15 protein-coding genes are annotated in these 14,951 nt (G+C 62.8%); 10 read left to right on the plus strand and 5 right to left on the minus strand.

Annotation, left to right across the window (positions count from 1 at the left end):
* Positions 1-6: 6 nt before the first annotated feature.
* Entirely contained in the window at positions 7-762 is a 756-nt protein-coding gene (locus AB5Y70_RS03060; RefSeq protein ID WP_199767275.1) for an outer membrane protein assembly factor BamD, read from the minus strand.
* 116 nt (positions 763-878) lie between these two features.
* On the opposite strand from AB5Y70_RS03060, the gene rluD reads away from it, so the two are divergent.
* The 4 genes from rluD to AB5Y70_RS03080 all read left to right on the plus strand — a co-directional run bounded on the left by rluD (position 879) and on the right by AB5Y70_RS03080 (position 6,425).
* Positions 879-1,859 (plus strand): 23S rRNA pseudouridine(1911/1915/1917) synthase RluD, encoded by a 981-nt coding sequence (gene rluD / locus AB5Y70_RS03065; protein ID WP_010675991.1) that lies wholly within the window; start codon positions 879-881, stop codon positions 1,857-1,859.
* A gap of 119 nt (positions 1,860-1,978) precedes the next feature.
* Positions 1,979-2,716, plus strand: coding sequence for a peptidoglycan editing factor PgeF (gene pgeF / locus AB5Y70_RS03070; protein ID WP_103243875.1), 738 nt, complete (start codon positions 1,979-1,981; stop codon positions 2,714-2,716).
* Between the two features lie 250 nt (positions 2,717-2,966).
* Positions 2,967-5,540: an ATP-dependent chaperone ClpB gene (gene clpB, locus AB5Y70_RS03075; protein ID WP_052816170.1), complete on the plus strand. Its 2,574-nt coding sequence runs from the start codon at positions 2,967-2,969 to the stop codon at positions 5,538-5,540.
* Positions 5,541-5,600: 60 nt separating this feature from the next.
* Positions 5,601-6,425 carry an MBL fold metallo-hydrolase gene (locus AB5Y70_RS03080; protein WP_103243874.1) on the plus strand — a complete coding sequence of 275 codons (825 nt, stop codon included), beginning with the start codon at positions 5,601-5,603 and terminating at the stop codon, positions 6,423-6,425.
* Between the two features lie 228 nt (positions 6,426-6,653).
* On the opposite strand, the gene asnA is transcribed toward AB5Y70_RS03080, so the two are convergent.
* The gene (asnA, locus tag AB5Y70_RS03085) at positions 6,654-7,646 is read right to left on the minus strand and encodes an aspartate--ammonia ligase (protein WP_103243873.1); all 993 of its coding nucleotides are present in this window, start codon (positions 7,644-7,646) and stop codon (positions 6,654-6,656) included.
* Positions 7,647-7,800: 154 nt separating this feature from the next.
* Between asnA and asnC the strand changes: the two genes are divergently transcribed.
* Entirely contained in the window at positions 7,801-8,262 is a 462-nt protein-coding gene (gene asnC / locus AB5Y70_RS03090) for a transcriptional regulator AsnC (protein WP_010675986.1), read from the plus strand.
* Positions 8,263-8,355: 93 nt separating this feature from the next.
* On the opposite strand, the gene AB5Y70_RS03095 is transcribed toward asnC, so the two are convergent.
* Both AB5Y70_RS03095 and AB5Y70_RS03100 read right to left on the minus strand, forming a co-directional pair.
* Positions 8,356-9,120 carry a substrate-binding periplasmic protein gene (locus tag AB5Y70_RS03095; protein ID WP_368175931.1) on the minus strand — a complete coding sequence of 255 codons (765 nt, stop codon included), beginning with the start codon at positions 9,118-9,120 and terminating at the stop codon, positions 8,356-8,358.
* 248 nt (positions 9,121-9,368) lie between these two features.
* A complete protein-coding gene (locus AB5Y70_RS03100) occupies positions 9,369-9,773 on the minus strand; it encodes a CBS domain-containing protein (RefSeq protein WP_103243872.1) in 405 nt (134 codons plus the stop codon).
* A 159-nt stretch (positions 9,774-9,932) separates the two neighbouring features.
* On the opposite strand from AB5Y70_RS03100, the gene AB5Y70_RS03105 reads away from it, so the two are divergent.
* Positions 9,933-10,637 carry an SDR family oxidoreductase gene (locus tag AB5Y70_RS03105; protein ID WP_039039618.1) on the plus strand — a complete coding sequence of 235 codons (705 nt, stop codon included), beginning with the start codon at positions 9,933-9,935 and terminating at the stop codon, positions 10,635-10,637.
* Between the two features lie 58 nt (positions 10,638-10,695).
* Here the strand turns inward: AB5Y70_RS03105 and folK are convergent, their stop codons facing one another.
* On the minus strand, positions 10,696-11,241 hold the full coding sequence (folK, locus tag AB5Y70_RS03110) for a 2-amino-4-hydroxy-6-hydroxymethyldihydropteridine diphosphokinase (protein WP_053288038.1): 546 nt from the start codon (positions 11,239-11,241) through the stop codon (positions 10,696-10,698).
* A gap of 125 nt (positions 11,242-11,366) precedes the next feature.
* Here folK and AB5Y70_RS03115 point away from each other — a divergent pair, with 125 nt between their 5' ends.
* The 4 genes from AB5Y70_RS03115 (at position 11,367) to AB5Y70_RS03130 (ending at position 14,924) form a co-directional block, all read left to right on the plus strand.
* Complete coding sequence (locus tag AB5Y70_RS03115; protein ID WP_010675981.1) at positions 11,367-11,459, plus strand: YnhF family membrane protein; 93 nt, start codon at positions 11,367-11,369, stop codon at positions 11,457-11,459.
* Positions 11,460-11,561: 102 nt separating this feature from the next.
* Positions 11,562-12,974 carry a sensor histidine kinase KdpD gene (locus tag AB5Y70_RS03120; protein WP_045522797.1) on the plus strand — a complete coding sequence of 471 codons (1,413 nt, stop codon included), beginning with the start codon at positions 11,562-11,564 and terminating at the stop codon, positions 12,972-12,974.
* A gap of 105 nt (positions 12,975-13,079) precedes the next feature.
* The gene (locus AB5Y70_RS03125; protein ID WP_053288189.1) at positions 13,080-13,589 is read left to right on the plus strand and encodes a hypothetical protein; all 510 of its coding nucleotides are present in this window, start codon (positions 13,080-13,082) and stop codon (positions 13,587-13,589) included.
* Between the two features lie 54 nt (positions 13,590-13,643).
* Positions 13,644-14,924: a sigma 54-interacting transcriptional regulator gene (locus tag AB5Y70_RS03130; RefSeq protein ID WP_041214273.1), complete on the plus strand. Its 1,281-nt coding sequence runs from the start codon at positions 13,644-13,646 to the stop codon at positions 14,922-14,924.
* The last annotated feature ends 27 nt before the right edge of the window (positions 14,925-14,951 follow it).

The raw sequence follows: 14,951 nt of genomic DNA on the forward strand, positions 1-14,951 counted from the left end.
CGCTACTCAGCCGCGACCGAGACGGTTGTCCGGGTAGTTTTTGGCCAGCACTTCTCGGGCATGCTGGGCCAGGGTCGGCATCTTCAGGGTGTCATAGGCGTTGACCATGATCTCCAGCGCCTTCTCGGTTTCCATCGTGTCGGGATAGGTCTCGACGATCAGCTTGGCGCGGTTGGCGGCGGCGATCAGGGCGTCACGCTTGACGTAGTACTCGGCTACCCCCAGGTCATAGCGGGCAAGACGGTTCTTCAGGCCGATCATGCGGGCACGGGCATCGGCTGCATAGCTGCTGTTGGGGTAGTTCTGCAGCAGGGTCTTGAAGTCCTGGAAGGCCTGACGGGCGTAGGAGGGGTCCTTGTCATCCCGATTGATGCCGAGGAAATCCTGGAAGAAGTTGTAATCCGCCGCCATGTTGGTCAGGCCGCGCATATAGAAGACGTAATCGATGTTCTTGTGCGCCGGGTTCAGGCGGATAAAACGGTCGATGTTGGCGATCGCCTGGGCGGTATCATCCTGCTTGTAGTAGGCATAGATGAGATCGAGCTGAACCTGGTTGGAGTAGGCACCGAACGGGTAACGAGAGTCCAGCGCTTCCAGCAGTTCAATGGCATTGAGGTAGTTGCCGGTATCCAGTTTGATGCGGGCTTTATGGTACAGAACTTCCGGCGGTTCGTCGGGAACCTTGGGTTTGGTGCTGGAACAGCCAGTGATCAGGGTAGCGACCAAGGCGAGCGACATCAGCAGGTGAGACTTCTTTCCCATCAACAACATCCGGTCCATTTCCACGAAATTGGCAAAGTATCCGTTATGCTTGGCTAAAAGAAAAGCTAGAATACCCGGATTATTTCGAATTGATACCCCCGCTCAAGAGACCATACATGAGCCAGCATATTGAACTGACAGGCGAATTTCAGGATCACCAATTCGGGCAACGACTCGACCAGGCCCTGGCCGAATTGTTTCCCGACTACTCCCGGACCCGCATCAAGGAGTGGATTTTACAGGACAGAGTGACCCTGGACGGTCAGGTTGCCAATACCCCGCGCGAGAAAGTGGTGGCCGGGCAGCAGGTACATGTGAATGTGGAACTGGCAGACGACACCCGCTGGGATGCCCAGAACATCGAGCTGAACATCGTCTATGAAGATGAACACATCCTGGTGATCGACAAGCCGGCCGGCCTGGTGGTTCACCCGGGCGCCGGTACGCCGGACGGCACCGTGCTCAATGCCCTGCTGCACCGCTACCCCGGCATCGCCGAGGTCCCCCGCGCCGGTATCGTGCACCGTCTGGACAAAGACACCACGGGGTTGATGGTGGTGGCCAAAACCATTCCCGCCCAGACCCACCTGGTGGAAGCGCTGCAGGCGCGCCAGATCACCCGTGAGTACGAGGCGATTGCCATCGGTCACATGACCGCCGGCGGCACCGTCGATGCCCCCATCGGTCGTCACCCGACCCAGCGTACCCACATGGCCGTGGTGCCCAACGGGCGCGAGTCCGTCACCCACTACCGGGTGCACGAGAAGTTCCGTGGTCACACCCGTCTGCGGTTGCGGCTGGAGACCGGCCGTACGCACCAGATCCGTGTCCACATGGCCCACATCAAGCATCCGCTGGTGGGGGATCCCGCCTACGGCGGTCGTCTGCGTCTGCTGCGCAACGCCACCCCCGAACTGACGGAGGCCCTGCGCGGTTTCCACCGTCAGGCGCTGCACGCCACCATGCTGAAGCTGGCGCACCCCATCACGGGTGAAGTGATGGAGTGGCACTCCCCCACGCCGCAGGACATGGTGGCGCTGATGGAAGTGCTGCGGGCGGATACCCTGGCCAATCCGGACGATCTGGTCTGGAACTGATCCCGGAGGCGGCCTTGCGACGATTCCTGCCGTAACCTGCCCTCCATGATCTGATGCGGGGCCCCTTGACTGGTTGCAGCCAAGGGGCCCCGTTTTCATATGAACGAAAGGAGCCACAGATGAACTGGATCGCACCCGACTGGCCCGCACCGGGCAATGTCAGGGCTCTCTCGACCACCCGGGACGGCGGCATCAGCGAAGGGGTCTTTGCTGGTCTGAACCTCGGGGCCCATGTGGGCGATGCACCGGCCAGGGTCGAGGCCAACCGCGCCCGACTGCAGCAGGTGGCGGGGATCCCCGGCACTCTCAACTGGCTCAACCAGGTACATGGCATCGCCGTCCATCCGGTGAGCGACCGTTATGAGCGCGTACCGGATGCCGATGCCGCCTGTGCGCATGAGGCGGGGCATGCTTGCATCGTGATGACTGCCGACTGCCTGCCGGTGCTGTTCTGCGATCGGGCAGGCACCGTAGTGGCGGCGGCCCATGCCGGCTGGCGCGGACTGCAGGGGGGCGTATTGGAGGCAAGCATCGCCGCCATGGGCTGCGAGCCTGGCGAGATCCTGGCCTGGCTGGGCCCGGCCATCGGTCCCGCCGCGTTCGAAGTGGGTGGCGAGGTGCGCGATGCCTTCATGGCGGAGCAGGCGGAAGCGGCGACTGCATTCGTGCCATCCCTCAACGAAGGGAAATGGCTGGCGGATATCTATCAGCTGGCCCGACTGCGCCTCGCCCGCGCCGGCGTCACCGCCATCTATGGCGGCGAATACTGCACCTTCAGCGACAGCGAGCGCTTCTACTCCTATCGCCGCGACGGGCAGACGGGTCGCATGGCCTCCCTTGTATGGCTGGAAAAATAGCCGAAGAGGCGCTCGCGAGTGGCCGCAAGCGCCTCTTCACTCCCTGGTGATGGCCCTCCGGTGGCCATGTCTTGCTGCCGAGCAGGCTCAGGGTACAGGCTGCCATTGCGAGGTCGTTTTCCCTCGGTCACCGCTGTTGAGGAAAAAATAAACAGCCACCCCTTGAAATTGCCCTTCAAGACCACATCTTCCTTGTCAGAAAGCGATGTTGTTGCCGCGCATGCGGCGTCTGTCTTGAAGGGGGAGTGCAATGCGCCTCGATCGCCTGACCAGCAAATTCCAGATTGCCATTTCCGATGCCCAGTCTCTTGCACTGGGTCGTGACCACCAATTCATCGAACCCGTCCATCTGATGAGCGCCTTGCTCAATCAGGACGGCGGATCCATTCGTCCGCTGCTCACCCTGACCGGGCTCGACATCAATACCCTGCGCTCGCGCCTCGGCGAGGAGCTGGATCGCCTGCCCCGCGTCAGCGGGGTGGAAGGGGACGTACAGCTCTCCAACGGCCTCGGGCGACTGCTCAACGTCTGCGACAAGCTGGCCCAGCAGCGCAAGGATCAGTTCATCTCGTCCGAGCTGTTCGTGCTGGCGGCCCTGGACGAGAAGGGGACGCTGGGCGAGCTGCTGCGTGCCCAGGGGCTGACCAAGGAAAAACTCGAGGCAGCCATCGACAAGGTCCGTGGCGGCAAGAAGGTGGAGGATGCCAACGCCGAGGAGAATCGCCAGGCGCTGGAGAAGTACACCATCGATCTCACCGAGCGGGCCGAACTCGGCAAGCTCGACCCGGTGATCGGCCGGGATGACGAAATTCGCCGCACCATCCAGGTGCTGCAACGCCGCACCAAGAACAACCCGGTCCTGATCGGTGCCCCCGGCGTCGGCAAGACCGCCATCGTCGAGGGTCTGGCCCAGCGCATCATCAATGGCGAAGTGCCGGAAGGGCTCAAGAACAAGCGGGTGCTGTCGCTCGACATGGGGGCCCTGGTGGCCGGAGCCAAGTATCGCGGCGAGTTCGAGGAGCGGCTCAAGGCGGTTCTGAACGATCTGGCCAAGGAGGAGGGCAACGTCATCCTCTTCGTGGACGAGCTGCACACCATGGTCGGCGCCGGCAAGGGCGAGGGTGCCATGGATGCGGGCAACATGCTCAAGCCCGCCCTGGCCCGCGGCGAGCTGCACTGCGTCGGGGCCACCACCCTCGATGAGTACAGGCAGTACGTGGAGAAGGATGCCGCCCTGGAGCGCCGTTTCCAGAAGGTGCTGGTGGAGGAGCCCTCGGTGGAGGACACCATCGCCATCCTGCGTGGCCTGAAGGAGCGCTACGAGCTGCACCACCATGTGCAGATCACCGACCCCGCCATCGTCGCGGCGGCCCAGCTATCCCACCGCTACATCGCGGATCGCCAGCTGCCTGACAAGGCCATCGACCTCATCGACGAGGCGGCGGCCAGCATCCGGCTCCAGATCGACTCCAAGCCGGAATCCCTGGACCGGCTCGAGCGGCGCATCATCCAGCTCAAGCTGGAGCAGCAGGCGCTGATGAAGGAGGACGATGACGCCAGCCGCAAGCGCCTCGATCTGCTCAATCAGGAACTGACGGAAAAAGAGCGGGAATACAACGAGCTGGAAGAGGTGTGGAAGGCCGAGAAGGCTGCCCTCGCCGGGACCCAGCACATCAAGGCGGCACTGGAGCAGGCCCGTCAGGATCTCGAGGTGGCGCGCCGCGCAGGGGACTTGGGCCGCATGTCCGAGCTGCAGTACGGCCGCATCCCGGAGCTGGAGAAACAGCTGGATCTCGCCACCCAGGCCGAGATGCAGGAGACCAGCCTGCTGCGCAACCGGGTCACCGACGTGGAGATCGCCGACGTCCTGGCCCGCTGGACCGGCATTCCGGTGGCCCGCATGCTGGAAGGGGAACGGGAGAAGTTGCTGCGGATGGAGGATCAGCTGCACAGCCGGGTGATCGGCCAGGAAGAGGCGGTGGACGCCGTCTCCAACGCCATTCGCCGCTCTCGTGCCGGGCTGTCCGACCCGAACCGCCCCATCGGCTCCTTCCTCTTCCTCGGCCCCACCGGGGTGGGCAAGACCGAGCTGTGCAAGGCGCTGGCGGAGTTCCTGTTCGATACCCAGGACGCCATGGTGCGGATCGACATGTCCGAGTTCATGGAGAAACACAGCGTGGCCCGTCTGGTGGGGGCGCCTCCGGGATACGTGGGTTACGAGGAAGGGGGGTATCTCACCGAGGCGGTGCGCCGTCGCCCCTACTCGGTGATCCTACTGGACGAGGTGGAGAAGGCCCACCCGGACGTGTTCAACATCCTGTTGCAGGTGCTGGACGATGGCCGCCTGACCGACGGTCAGGGGCGTACCGTGGACTTCCGCAACACCGTGGTGATCATGACCTCCAACCTCGGGTCTGATCTCATCCAGGAGCACCACTCCGAGAAGGATTACGACGAGATGAAGGCCATGCTGATGGAGGTGCTGACCCGCAGCTTCCGGCCGGAGTTCATCAACCGGATCGACGAGACCGTGGTGTTCCACCCGCTCGGTGAGGAGCACATCAAGTCCATCGCCCGCATCCAGCTCAAGAGCCTGATGAGCCGTCTGGAGTCCCAGGGCTTCGAGGTGGAGGTGAGCGAGGAGCTGCTGACCAAGCTGGTCCACGCCGGGTTCGATCCCGTCTACGGGGCGCGCCCCCTCAAGCGGGCGATCCAGCAGAAGGTGGAGAACCCGCTGGCCCAGGCCCTGCTCAGCGGTCGGGTCATCCCGGGCAAGACACTGCGGCTGGGGGCCGACAGCAACGGCCTCACCATGACCCAGTAATGGGATTGTCGATGAAAAACGCAGGCCTCGTGCCTGCGTTTTGTTTTCAGGGTGATTGAGATGCTGACGTTTTCCGTTTTGGTGGATGATGATGTTCATCTACCCGGCTGCTTGCCTGAAAAGGGACTGTCGTTACTGTTGGAGTGCGATGGACTCAAGGTGCTGTTCGACAGCGGCCGTGGCCGGGCGCTGTGCCACAACGCCGTCGTGATGGGGATCGATCTCGCCTCTCTCACCCATGTGGTGCTCTCTCACGGTCATTACGACCATGTAGGAGGCATCGGCTCCCTGCCCGTCTATTCCGATCCCATTCCATTGATCGCTTGTCCGGATGTGTTCAATGAGCGGGGCTACTTCCTGCCGTTGCTGCCCCGACGCTACAACCTCTACCGCCTCTCGGGCGACCTGGATCCGCGACAACTGGCGACGAGAGGGCTGCTCCCTCACTGTTCAGCTGAGCCGGTCTGGCTGTCCGAGCGGCTGGTGTTCCTGGGATCCATACTGCGACGGGAGCAGGCCAAACCCTCCTTGCTTGGTTACATGGTGCGGGGCGGGCGAGTGGAGAAAGACCTTATCAGCGATGATTCGGCGCTGGTCTACAAGAGCGAGCAGGGTCTGATAGTCTTCATCGGCTGTGGTCACGCCGGGGCCGAGAACATCATCGCGCGGGCCAAGGAGGTGTGTGGCGATGAGCGGATCCACGCCGTCATCGGCGGCCTGCATCTGAAGTTTTCCGGCCCGCAGCGGGCGGTGGCGCTCGGCACTTATCTGCAGGAGGAGGCGGTAGAGAAGCTGTTTGCCTGCCACTGCACCGGCAGCAGAAAGGCGGGGTTGCCGCGCCAGCACCAGATCGGGGCGGGTTTTGAGCACAGTTTTTCGGCGTAAAAAAAACGGCAATCCGAAGATTGCCGGGAGGAATGTATTCGATGCGATCTGACGTGGGTTGAGCGGATCGCAGGGGCAAGCCCCAGGGTCGGCAGGCACAGTCAGCGACCATGCCCGCCTTACAGTCAGTCGGGATACGCTCTCCACCCCGGCTGACCAGCTTCGCTATCGCGTCTGTCCCGCGCCGTGTTGCCGCGATAGGAGGACAGATGCAATCAAATCAATTCGTTACAGCATGCCTGGGATGGCAGCCTTCATTTCAGATGGCCAGACGCCGACCTGGACCTGACCGATGTGCTCTTTTTGCAGCAGCAGCATGGCCAGACGGGATTGGCCGATGCCGCCGCCGATGGTTTGCGGCATGCGTGCTGCCAGCAGATCCTGATGCCAGTCATATTGCAGGCGATCCTCGTCCCCGGTGATGGCGAGCTGGCGGCGCAGCGCCTCTGCGTCCACCCGGATCCCCATGGAGGAGATCTCGAAGCTGTCTTCCAGCACCGGGTTCCACACCAGGATGTCACCGTTCAGACCCGCCAGCCCCAGCTCGCTCTCGCTGCTCCAGTCGTCGTAGTCCGGGGCTCGCACGTCGTGGCGTTCGCCGTGGGAGAGGGCGCCACCGATACCGATGAGGAAGACCGCTCCCAGCTCTTTGGCGATGGCGCGCTCGCGTCCCTTGGCATCGAGGTCCGGGTAGCGGGTCAGCAGCTCTTCACTGTGCAGGAACTGGATATCCGCCGGCAGGAAGGGGGTCAGGTCGTGCTCGGCACAGACCGCGCGCTCGGTGGCCTTGATGGCGGCCCAGATGCTGCGCACCGTCTCCTGCAGATAGGCCAGATCCCGGCGCTCGCCCGGCATCACCTTCTCCCAGTCCCACTGGTCGACGTAGACGGAGTGAATGGGGCTGAGACGATCCTCGTCCGGACGCAGTGCCTTCATGTGGGTGTAGATGCCTTCACCCGGGCCGAAACCGAAGCGACCCAGGGTCTGGCGCTTCCACTTGGCCAGGGAGTGGACCACCTCATAGCTGTGCTCCGGCAGGGTTTTCACCTTGACCTGCACTGCATGCTCGCAGCCGGAGAGGTTGTCCTGGGTGCCGTCACCGACCCGGCTCAGAATGGGGGCTTGTACCTCCATCAGGCCGAGTTGCAGTGCGAGTTGGCGGGAGAACATCTCTTTGACGAAGCTGATCTGCTGTTGGCTGCGGATGTAGTGCTGTTTCATGCTGAATTACCTGTCGTGAATCCGTTGAATGCGGTGATTCTTCAACAGAATGCCAACTAAATTCAATATTCGATAATTGAAATAGGCTTTGTGTGTTTTTTTCTTCAAAATAAGCCATCAATTAATGATGAATCATTAAAAGGAGCGCAAAAAAGTGTCAGAAAATTATCGGATCGATAATCTCGATCAGGCCATCCTCACCGCCCTGATGGAGAATGCGCGCCTGCCTTACGCCGAGCTGGCCAAACAACTGCTGGTGAGCCCGGGCACCATCCACGTGCGGGTAGAGAAGATGAAGCAGGCGGGCATCATCGAGGGAACGCGGGTGCAGGTGAACCCCAAGAAGCTGGGCTACGACGTCTGCTGCTTCATCGGGATCAACCTGAAGAGCGCCAAGGATTACCCGTCGGCCCTGGCCAAACTGCAGGCGCTGGACGAGGTGGTGGAGGCCTACTACACCACGGGCCACTACAGCATCTTCATGAAGGTGATGACCCGCTCCATCGACGAGTTGCAGACGGTACTGATCCACAAGATCCAGACCATCGACGAGATCCAGTCCACCGAGACGCTGATTTCGCTGCAAAACCCGATCCTGCGGGATGTGAAACCTTAAGGACTGAGGGACGCGGGAGACCCATTTCACAGGCGAAACCCTGATCTCACTGCATAGCCGATCTTGCGAGGCGTGCAGCCCTGACAGTCGGGATCAGGGTTCGATATAGGGGATGCCGTATTTGTCGTAGAGGGCTTTGAGCCGGCCGTCCCGCTTCATGTGCAGCAGTTCGGCATCATAGGCGGCCATCAGGGCCGGGGTGTCGGCATCGGCCCGGGAACGGGTCCAGACATTGAAGTAGGGGCTGGTCTTGAGGGGTTTTGGCAGGTAGTCGAGCTTGCCTTCCAGTCCCTCCTCTCTTATCTGGGTGAAGGCGGTGACCAGGGACATGGGCACCACGTCGATGCGACCGGCGATGAGTTTGCGCAGTTGCAGCTGGTTGATGGGGATCTCCTGGAAGTGATAGCTCGGGTCTGTCATGGCTGCCGCGAGCTCGGGGGTATAGGAGAAATCCCGGTTGACACCGATGCGCCAGGGTTTGAGATCCGTCAGATGGTCATAATGGATCCGGCCTGCGGACTCCTTGCGTATGAAGAAGTGCCAGCTATGGAGCATATGGGCCTGTTTGGGGTAGAGCAGATAGGCCTCCCGCTCCGGTTTGTAGGAGTGGGTCAGCAGCAGGTCATAGAAGCCGCTTTCGGCATTGCGGGTGAGCCTGGCCCCCGAATCGATGAGCTCAATCCTGATGGGGGTATGGAGCGTGCCGAAGATGGCGGTGACGAGATCCACATCCAGCCCGCGAGGGTGTCCCTGTGCATCCAGCCACTTGAGAGGGGGCTCCAGGATGCCACCAATGACCAGCTCCCTGGCTGACAGCCAGCAGGGCAGCAGCAAGCAGAATACGAGCAAGCGTCGCACGTTACATCTCCTGAGCACTCGGGACGGGGTCGCATCCGGCAGGGACTGTGACCGGCACCTATCTAACTAGAGACGACCACGGATGGCAAACCCTGAAATGGGGAGGGGACAAACGAACGGTGGCGGTGGGAGGGGGGCGGGCTGCATCGACAGGCCGCCCCGTGGCAGAGTCGGGCGGGGTGGACCAGCCACTCGCCGGCTGTGGGCGGGAGGGTGGTCGGCATGAAACGTGTGCGAGGTTGCCTGCCTCAGGTTGCCTGACACTGTTTCATCTGGGTGTTGAGGGCCTGCATCACCTGACGACGGCTGATGATGCCCGTCACCTTGCCTCCCTCCATTACCGGATAGACCTTGGGTCTGGCCCCGGCCATCTGACGGGCGAGATCCACGATGTTGTCATCAGGAGAGACGAACAGCGGGGTCCGGCTCATCAGATCTTCGACCAGAGTACGGGTGTCGCAGTGATAGCTGCCCGTGAGCAGGGCGGGAATGCAATCCTGCTCGGAGAGAAATCCGACGAGGTGCTGATGGTCATCCAGTACCGGCAGGCCCCCCAAGTTTGCCCGATGGAGTCTGTCCAGCGCCTCGGTCAGACCGAGGCCGGGGTGCAGTGAGTGGGTCAATGGCTGCATATGATCGCGAATTTGTAGCATGATGGTGGCTCCATGGAGGTCGATGGGGCCACTATGCCCGGTGGCCGTGACAGGGGGCCAATGGGTTTTGCCTCGGACATCGATAGGTCATGGCCGATGAATGGGCCCTCCGTGCGATCCTGCATGGATCGGGGAGGGCGACAACCACAAGGAGAGTGTATGCGTGCATTGGTAACGGGCTGTGGCCGTCGCCTGGGATTCTATCTGTGCGAGCAGCTGGTGGCCGCTGGCTGGCAGGTGACGGGCAGCTATCGCAGCGAACGGCCCGAGCTGGATCGTCTGCGAGACGTGGGCGTCGAGCTGGTACAGGCGGACTTCACCCGGGAAGAGGAGGTGGGCGCCGTGGTGACGGCGCTGGCGGCCCATGAGGATCTTGCCCTGATCATCCACAATGCCTCCGCCTTCGAGCCCCAGGCGGCGGATCCTGCGGTGCAGCTGGCCCAGTTTGATCAGTTCTACCGGGTACACATGGCGGCTCCCTTCCAGCTCAACCGGGCGCTGGCCCCTGCCCTTGCCCGCCAGCCCAACGGGGGCATCATCCACATCACCGATATCTACATCCATGCTCCGGCGCCCCAGTTTGCCGCCTACGTGGCCACCAAGGCGGGAGCCCATTCCCTGGCCATGAGCTTTGCCCGCGAACTGGCGCCTGCCGTGCGGGTCAACACCATAGAGCCTGGCCCCATCCTGTTTCTCGACGAGCACGGGGATGACTGGCGCCAGCAGGTGCTGGCGAAGACGCCGCTGGCGCGGGAAGGGGGTCTGGAGCCCATCTGGCAGGCGGTACAGATGCTGATGAAGAACGACTACATGACCGGGGCCAGCATCCGGGTGGACGGGGGGCGCGCCCTCGCCGTCATCTAGGGCAAGGCGGGCCGCCATGACATGAGGCGCCTTTGGGCGCCTCATGTGTGTGAACGACTCAAGGGTGCCGGATGGCGGCGTGCCGGGAAGGGGGGCCGGGGTGGCCGTTGCCGGGAAGCAGGGCCTCGTCTTGCTGGCAGAGATGGATGGGGGCCTGGCCGATGCGCTGCTTCGCAAACACCTTGCTGCCCGGCAGGCCGAGGGTCACCTTGCCGGAGTCCACACTGCCGCCCTGATACATCTCCGCCAGCAGATCCCCCAGGTAGGCATCCACCCCGGCCTCGGCGAAGTCATCCCGTTCGCCGCAGGCCAGTATGTCGATGTCCAGTGGCCTGTCCGCCACCTTGCACAGGGGGTTGCTGCGATCCCGGCCATGGGCCAGCTCCATGGTGACAAACTCGGCCTTGAGCTGGACGGGGGAGAGGTCGCTCTGGACGGCGAACAGGCAGTTGAGGAAGTCGTGGCGCGAATGCATGCCCACGGGTTTGGTCTGGATGACGGAACTCAGGTGAAGGCGACCAAAGCGGGCCAGCAATTCGGCGACGACCTGACTGACGTGCAGGGCGGGGTCGAGATTGGATCCAATGCTACAGAGGTAAAACATGCTTTCCATTCCTTGGGTTGGGCTCGTCTGAAATATATACGCAGCTCACGGTTATGGGATTCACTATGAATTAACATGTCGTTATCTGTTGTGATCCAACGCTGATTGGCAGAAAGGAGGTTTGCATGAGCGTAGAAATGAAATGGGCACTGTTGGCCGCGTCAGGGGCCCTTGCCATGATCATTGTCATCTGTGTGGCGTCCGTCGGCCTGGCGTGAATCCGGCCTCGGTGAGCAATCAAACCGGCTTTATGGCCGGTTTTGCTTTTTGGGGCAGTGCGGATATGCTGGCTCCCCCATGACGAATCGAGACCGCAGAAGATGACCAAGGTTCGGCCCCGCTCCCTGCTCCAGGTAGTACTGATGGGCTTCGTGCTGGTGCTGATGCCCCTGGGGGGCATGATCTGGCACGACAGTCAGGCTCTCTCCCACCTGGGCCAGCTCACCAGCGACGAGATGGAACGTGCGGTGCGGGACACTCGCCGGGCGACGCTGCTCTCCACCCAGGCTATCGATCTGGAGCGCACCCTGCGCCGCTATGCGGTCCTGGGTGATGATCGCATCCTGGCCAGCTATCGGCAGCAGCTGGTGCGCTACCGGGAACTGCTCGCGACCCATCAGGACTCCATTCCGGATGCCGAGGTCTACGGAGATCTCGAGGCGACGCTGGTCTGGCTCGATGGCCTGCAGGATCTGCGCAAGGCCAGGCAGGAGGCGACCAGCCCCCGTTTCACCGACTTCAACGAACTGAACCAGCAACTGGAAGTGGTCACCCGCAGCCAGGTGGATGATCACGTGACCCGCATGCGGGGCGCCATCGTGGAGCTGAAACAGCAGATCTGGTGGGTCAGCGGCTTCGTGGTCGGGCTCAGCCTGCTGCTGGTGTTGCTCTTTACCTACCTCATCATCCACCCGGTACGTCAGATTGAGTCGCGGATCCTGAGTCTGGGCGCAGGCGTCGAGCCGGATCAGCGCCCGGTGGATGGCCCGGCCGAACTGGTGCTGCTGGGGGAGCGGATCAGCTGGCTGCACGACAAGCTCAAGGAGCTGGAACAGCAGAAATACCAGTTCCTGCGCCACGTATCCCACGAGCTGAAAACCCCCCTTGCCGTGCTGCGGGAGGGGGCTGATCTGCTCTCGGAGCAGCTGGTGGGGCCCCTCAACGGGGATCAGCAGGAGATCTGCCAGATGCTGGAGGAGAACAGCCGCCGTCTGCAGACCCTGATCGAGCGGCTGCTCGACTTCAATCGCCTCAGCCAGCAGGAGGTGTTCACCCTGTCCGAGGTGCCCCTGGCGCCCTTGTTGTCAGACTTGTCCGAAGAGTACCGGCTCGCGCTGGAATCCAAGCAAATCAGTGTACACTTGCCGCCCGAGCCCATCAGCCTGCGGGCAGAGCCCTACCGCCTGCGACTCATCCTCGACAATCTCTTTTCCAACGCGGTCAGCTATGGCGCCAGGGGCGGACAGATCTGGATCCGCGCCGGGGCGGGAGCGGGCGGCGGCTGGCTGGAGGTGGCCAACGAAGGGCCTGTCATCCCGCCAGACGAACGGGAGCGCATCTTCGAGCCCTTTGAGCAGGGCAGCATAGTGCGCCAGGGATTGCTGAAAGGCTCCGGCATGGGCCTCTCCATTGCCCGTGAGTCTGCCATGAGTCTGGGCGGTGAGCTCAGGCTGATCGAGGATGCCCAGGCGGATGTCTGTTTCCGGCTGGATTTGAACGTGCGCCCGAGCTGACGGGCGTGGCGGCGACCCCGCAGGTGCGGGTGGCGCCTTGACACCGAATATTGAGAGGAGCGGGCAGGTGCCTGTTCCCCACCAGGATCTGAAGTGACATTCAAGATGAAACGATTTGTGATTCCCGTATTGATGATGGGCCTGCTCGCTGGCTGTTCCCTGCTGCCTTCTACCAGCCTCACCGAGCCTTCCCAGGAGGCGATCGCCAGGCGGATGGAGTTTGCCAACAAGGAGATGCAGGTGCGCCTGCAATACTCGGACTGGCTGCTGGCCAGCCATCCCCAGCAGCGGATGCAGGAGCGCCAGCGACTGGCCGGCGCCACCGACCTCGAGAGCCGGGTCAGCCTGGCCATGGTCAACACCCACCCGTCCGAATCGGTGGCCAGCCGCCGGGCCGGGCTGGATCAGCTGAAAGCTCTGTTGCCGGAGCTCGGTCTCGATGCCCAGGCCTTCCTGCGCAGCTGGATCGCCCTCGGGGAGGAGCTGCTGGTGCGAGACAGCCGCCGCGACGATCAGAGTCAGGAGGTGAAGCGTCTACGCCAGCAGATAGAGCAGCTCTCCGCCATCGACGAGCAGCTCAACCAGCGTAAGCTCAATGGGGGAGGTCAGCCATGACAGCTCCGGACCGCGCCGCAATGACCGCGTTTTTCGCCAAGAGGGGGTGAGAGCATGAGCCGTATTCTGCTGGTGGACGATGATGCCAGCCTGCTCAAGCTGATGAGCATGCGCCTGCGCAGCCAGGGTTACGAGGTGGATACCGCCGACAGCGCCGAAGGAGCGCTGGACAGGCTGCGCCAGCAACGGGCCGACCTGGTGCTGAGCGATCTGCGCATGGGGGGCATGGACGGGCTGGCGCTGTTCGAGCGGATCCAGTCCCAGTGGCTCGGCATGCCGGTGATCATCATGACCGCCCACGGCACCATTCCCGACGCCATCCAGGCGACCCGCTCCGGGGTGTTCAGCTTCCTCACCAAGCCCATCGACAAGGACGAGCTGCTGGTCACCATAGAACATGCTCTCAGCCTGACCCGTCCGAAGCAGCAGCAGGAGTGGCAGTCCCTCATCCAGACCCGCAACCCGCAGATGGAGCAGTTGCTGATCCAGGCGAGCAGCATCGCCACCATGGACGTGCCCGTGCTGATCCTGGGCCCCTCCGGCGCCGGCAAGGGGGTGATGACCCAGGCGCTGCACCAGGCCAGCCACCGCCGCGACAAGCCGCTGCATACCATCAACTGTGCGGCTCTGCCCTGGCCCGTGCTGGACTTGCAGCTGTTTGGCGAGGATGGCCAGTCCGGCCTGTTTGCCGAGGCCAAAGGCGGCACCCTCTTCCTCGACGAGATAGGGGATCTGTCGGAGTCACTCCAGGCCAAGTTGCTCCAGGTGCTGGCGGAGTATGGTCAGGGTACCCCCGAGGTGCGGGTCATCAGCTCCAGCCATCAGGATCTGGTGACCGCCATGGAAGAGGGGCGTTTTCGCGAGGATCTCTTCTACCGCCTCAACGTGGCCAACATCACCCTGCCGCCGCTGAGCGCCCGCAGCGAGGACATCCCCCTGCTGGCCCGTCAGGCGCTGGACGATTACCGCAACCGTCACCCCGATTGCGCCGCCCTCGGCTTCTCGCCGGAGGCGCTGGCCCTGCTGGCCGCCGCGGCCTGGCCGGGCAACGTGCGCCAGCTCTGCGGGGTGGTGGAGCAGCTCGCCAGCCTCTGCTGCAGCCCGGTGATAGGCGCGGCGATGGTGGAGTCGGCCCTGAGTGGCGGCGGTGGCGGTATTCCCTCGTTCAACGAGGCGCGGGCCGAGTTCGAGAAGGAGTATCTGATCCGGCTGCTGCGCACCACGGAGGGGAACGTGACCCTGGCGGCCAACATGGCGGGGCGAAACCGCACCGACTTCTACAAGCTATTGAATCGGCACGGCATCGAGGCGGCAAATTTCAAGTCGAAGGGATAAATGACAGAGGGGCGGCCCGTCGATGAC

Origin of the sequence: Aeromonas sp. s1(2024) (genome assembly GCF_040908005.1) — a bacterium.
GTDB lineage: Bacteria > Pseudomonadota > Gammaproteobacteria > Enterobacterales > Aeromonadaceae > Aeromonas > Aeromonas caviae.

Excerpts from the sequence above, each read along its gene's own strand:
- AB5Y70_RS03060 (WP_199767275.1), bottom strand. The coding sequence starts at position 762 with ATGGGAAAGAAGTCTCACCTGCTGATGTCGCTCGCCTTGGTCGCTACC.
- rluD (WP_010675991.1), top strand. The coding sequence starts at position 879 with ATGAGCCAGCATATTGAACTGACAGGCGAATTTCAGGATCACCAATTC.
- pgeF (WP_103243875.1), top strand. The coding sequence starts at position 1,979 with ATGAACTGGATCGCACCCGACTGGCCCGCACCGGGCAATGTCAGGGCT.
- clpB (WP_052816170.1), top strand. The coding sequence starts at position 2,967 with ATGCGCCTCGATCGCCTGACCAGCAAATTCCAGATTGCCATTTCCGAT.
- AB5Y70_RS03080 (WP_103243874.1), top strand. The coding sequence starts at position 5,601 with ATGCTGACGTTTTCCGTTTTGGTGGATGATGATGTTCATCTACCCGGC.
- asnA (WP_103243873.1), bottom strand. The coding sequence starts at position 7,646 with ATGAAACAGCACTACATCCGCAGCCAACAGCAGATCAGCTTCGTCAAA.
- AB5Y70_RS03100 (WP_103243872.1), bottom strand. The coding sequence starts at position 9,773 with ATGCTACAAATTCGCGATCATATGCAGCCATTGACCCACTCACTGCAC.
- AB5Y70_RS03105 (WP_039039618.1), top strand. The coding sequence starts at position 9,933 with ATGCGTGCATTGGTAACGGGCTGTGGCCGTCGCCTGGGATTCTATCTG.
- folK (WP_053288038.1), bottom strand. The coding sequence starts at position 11,241 with ATGTTTTACCTCTGTAGCATTGGATCCAATCTCGACCCCGCCCTGCAC.
- AB5Y70_RS03115 (WP_010675981.1), top strand. The coding sequence starts at position 11,367 with ATGAGCGTAGAAATGAAATGGGCACTGTTGGCCGCGTCAGGGGCCCTT.
- AB5Y70_RS03120 (WP_045522797.1), top strand. The coding sequence starts at position 11,562 with ATGACCAAGGTTCGGCCCCGCTCCCTGCTCCAGGTAGTACTGATGGGC.
- AB5Y70_RS03125 (WP_053288189.1), top strand. The coding sequence starts at position 13,080 with ATGAAACGATTTGTGATTCCCGTATTGATGATGGGCCTGCTCGCTGGC.
- AB5Y70_RS03130 (WP_041214273.1), top strand. The coding sequence starts at position 13,644 with ATGAGCCGTATTCTGCTGGTGGACGATGATGCCAGCCTGCTCAAGCTG.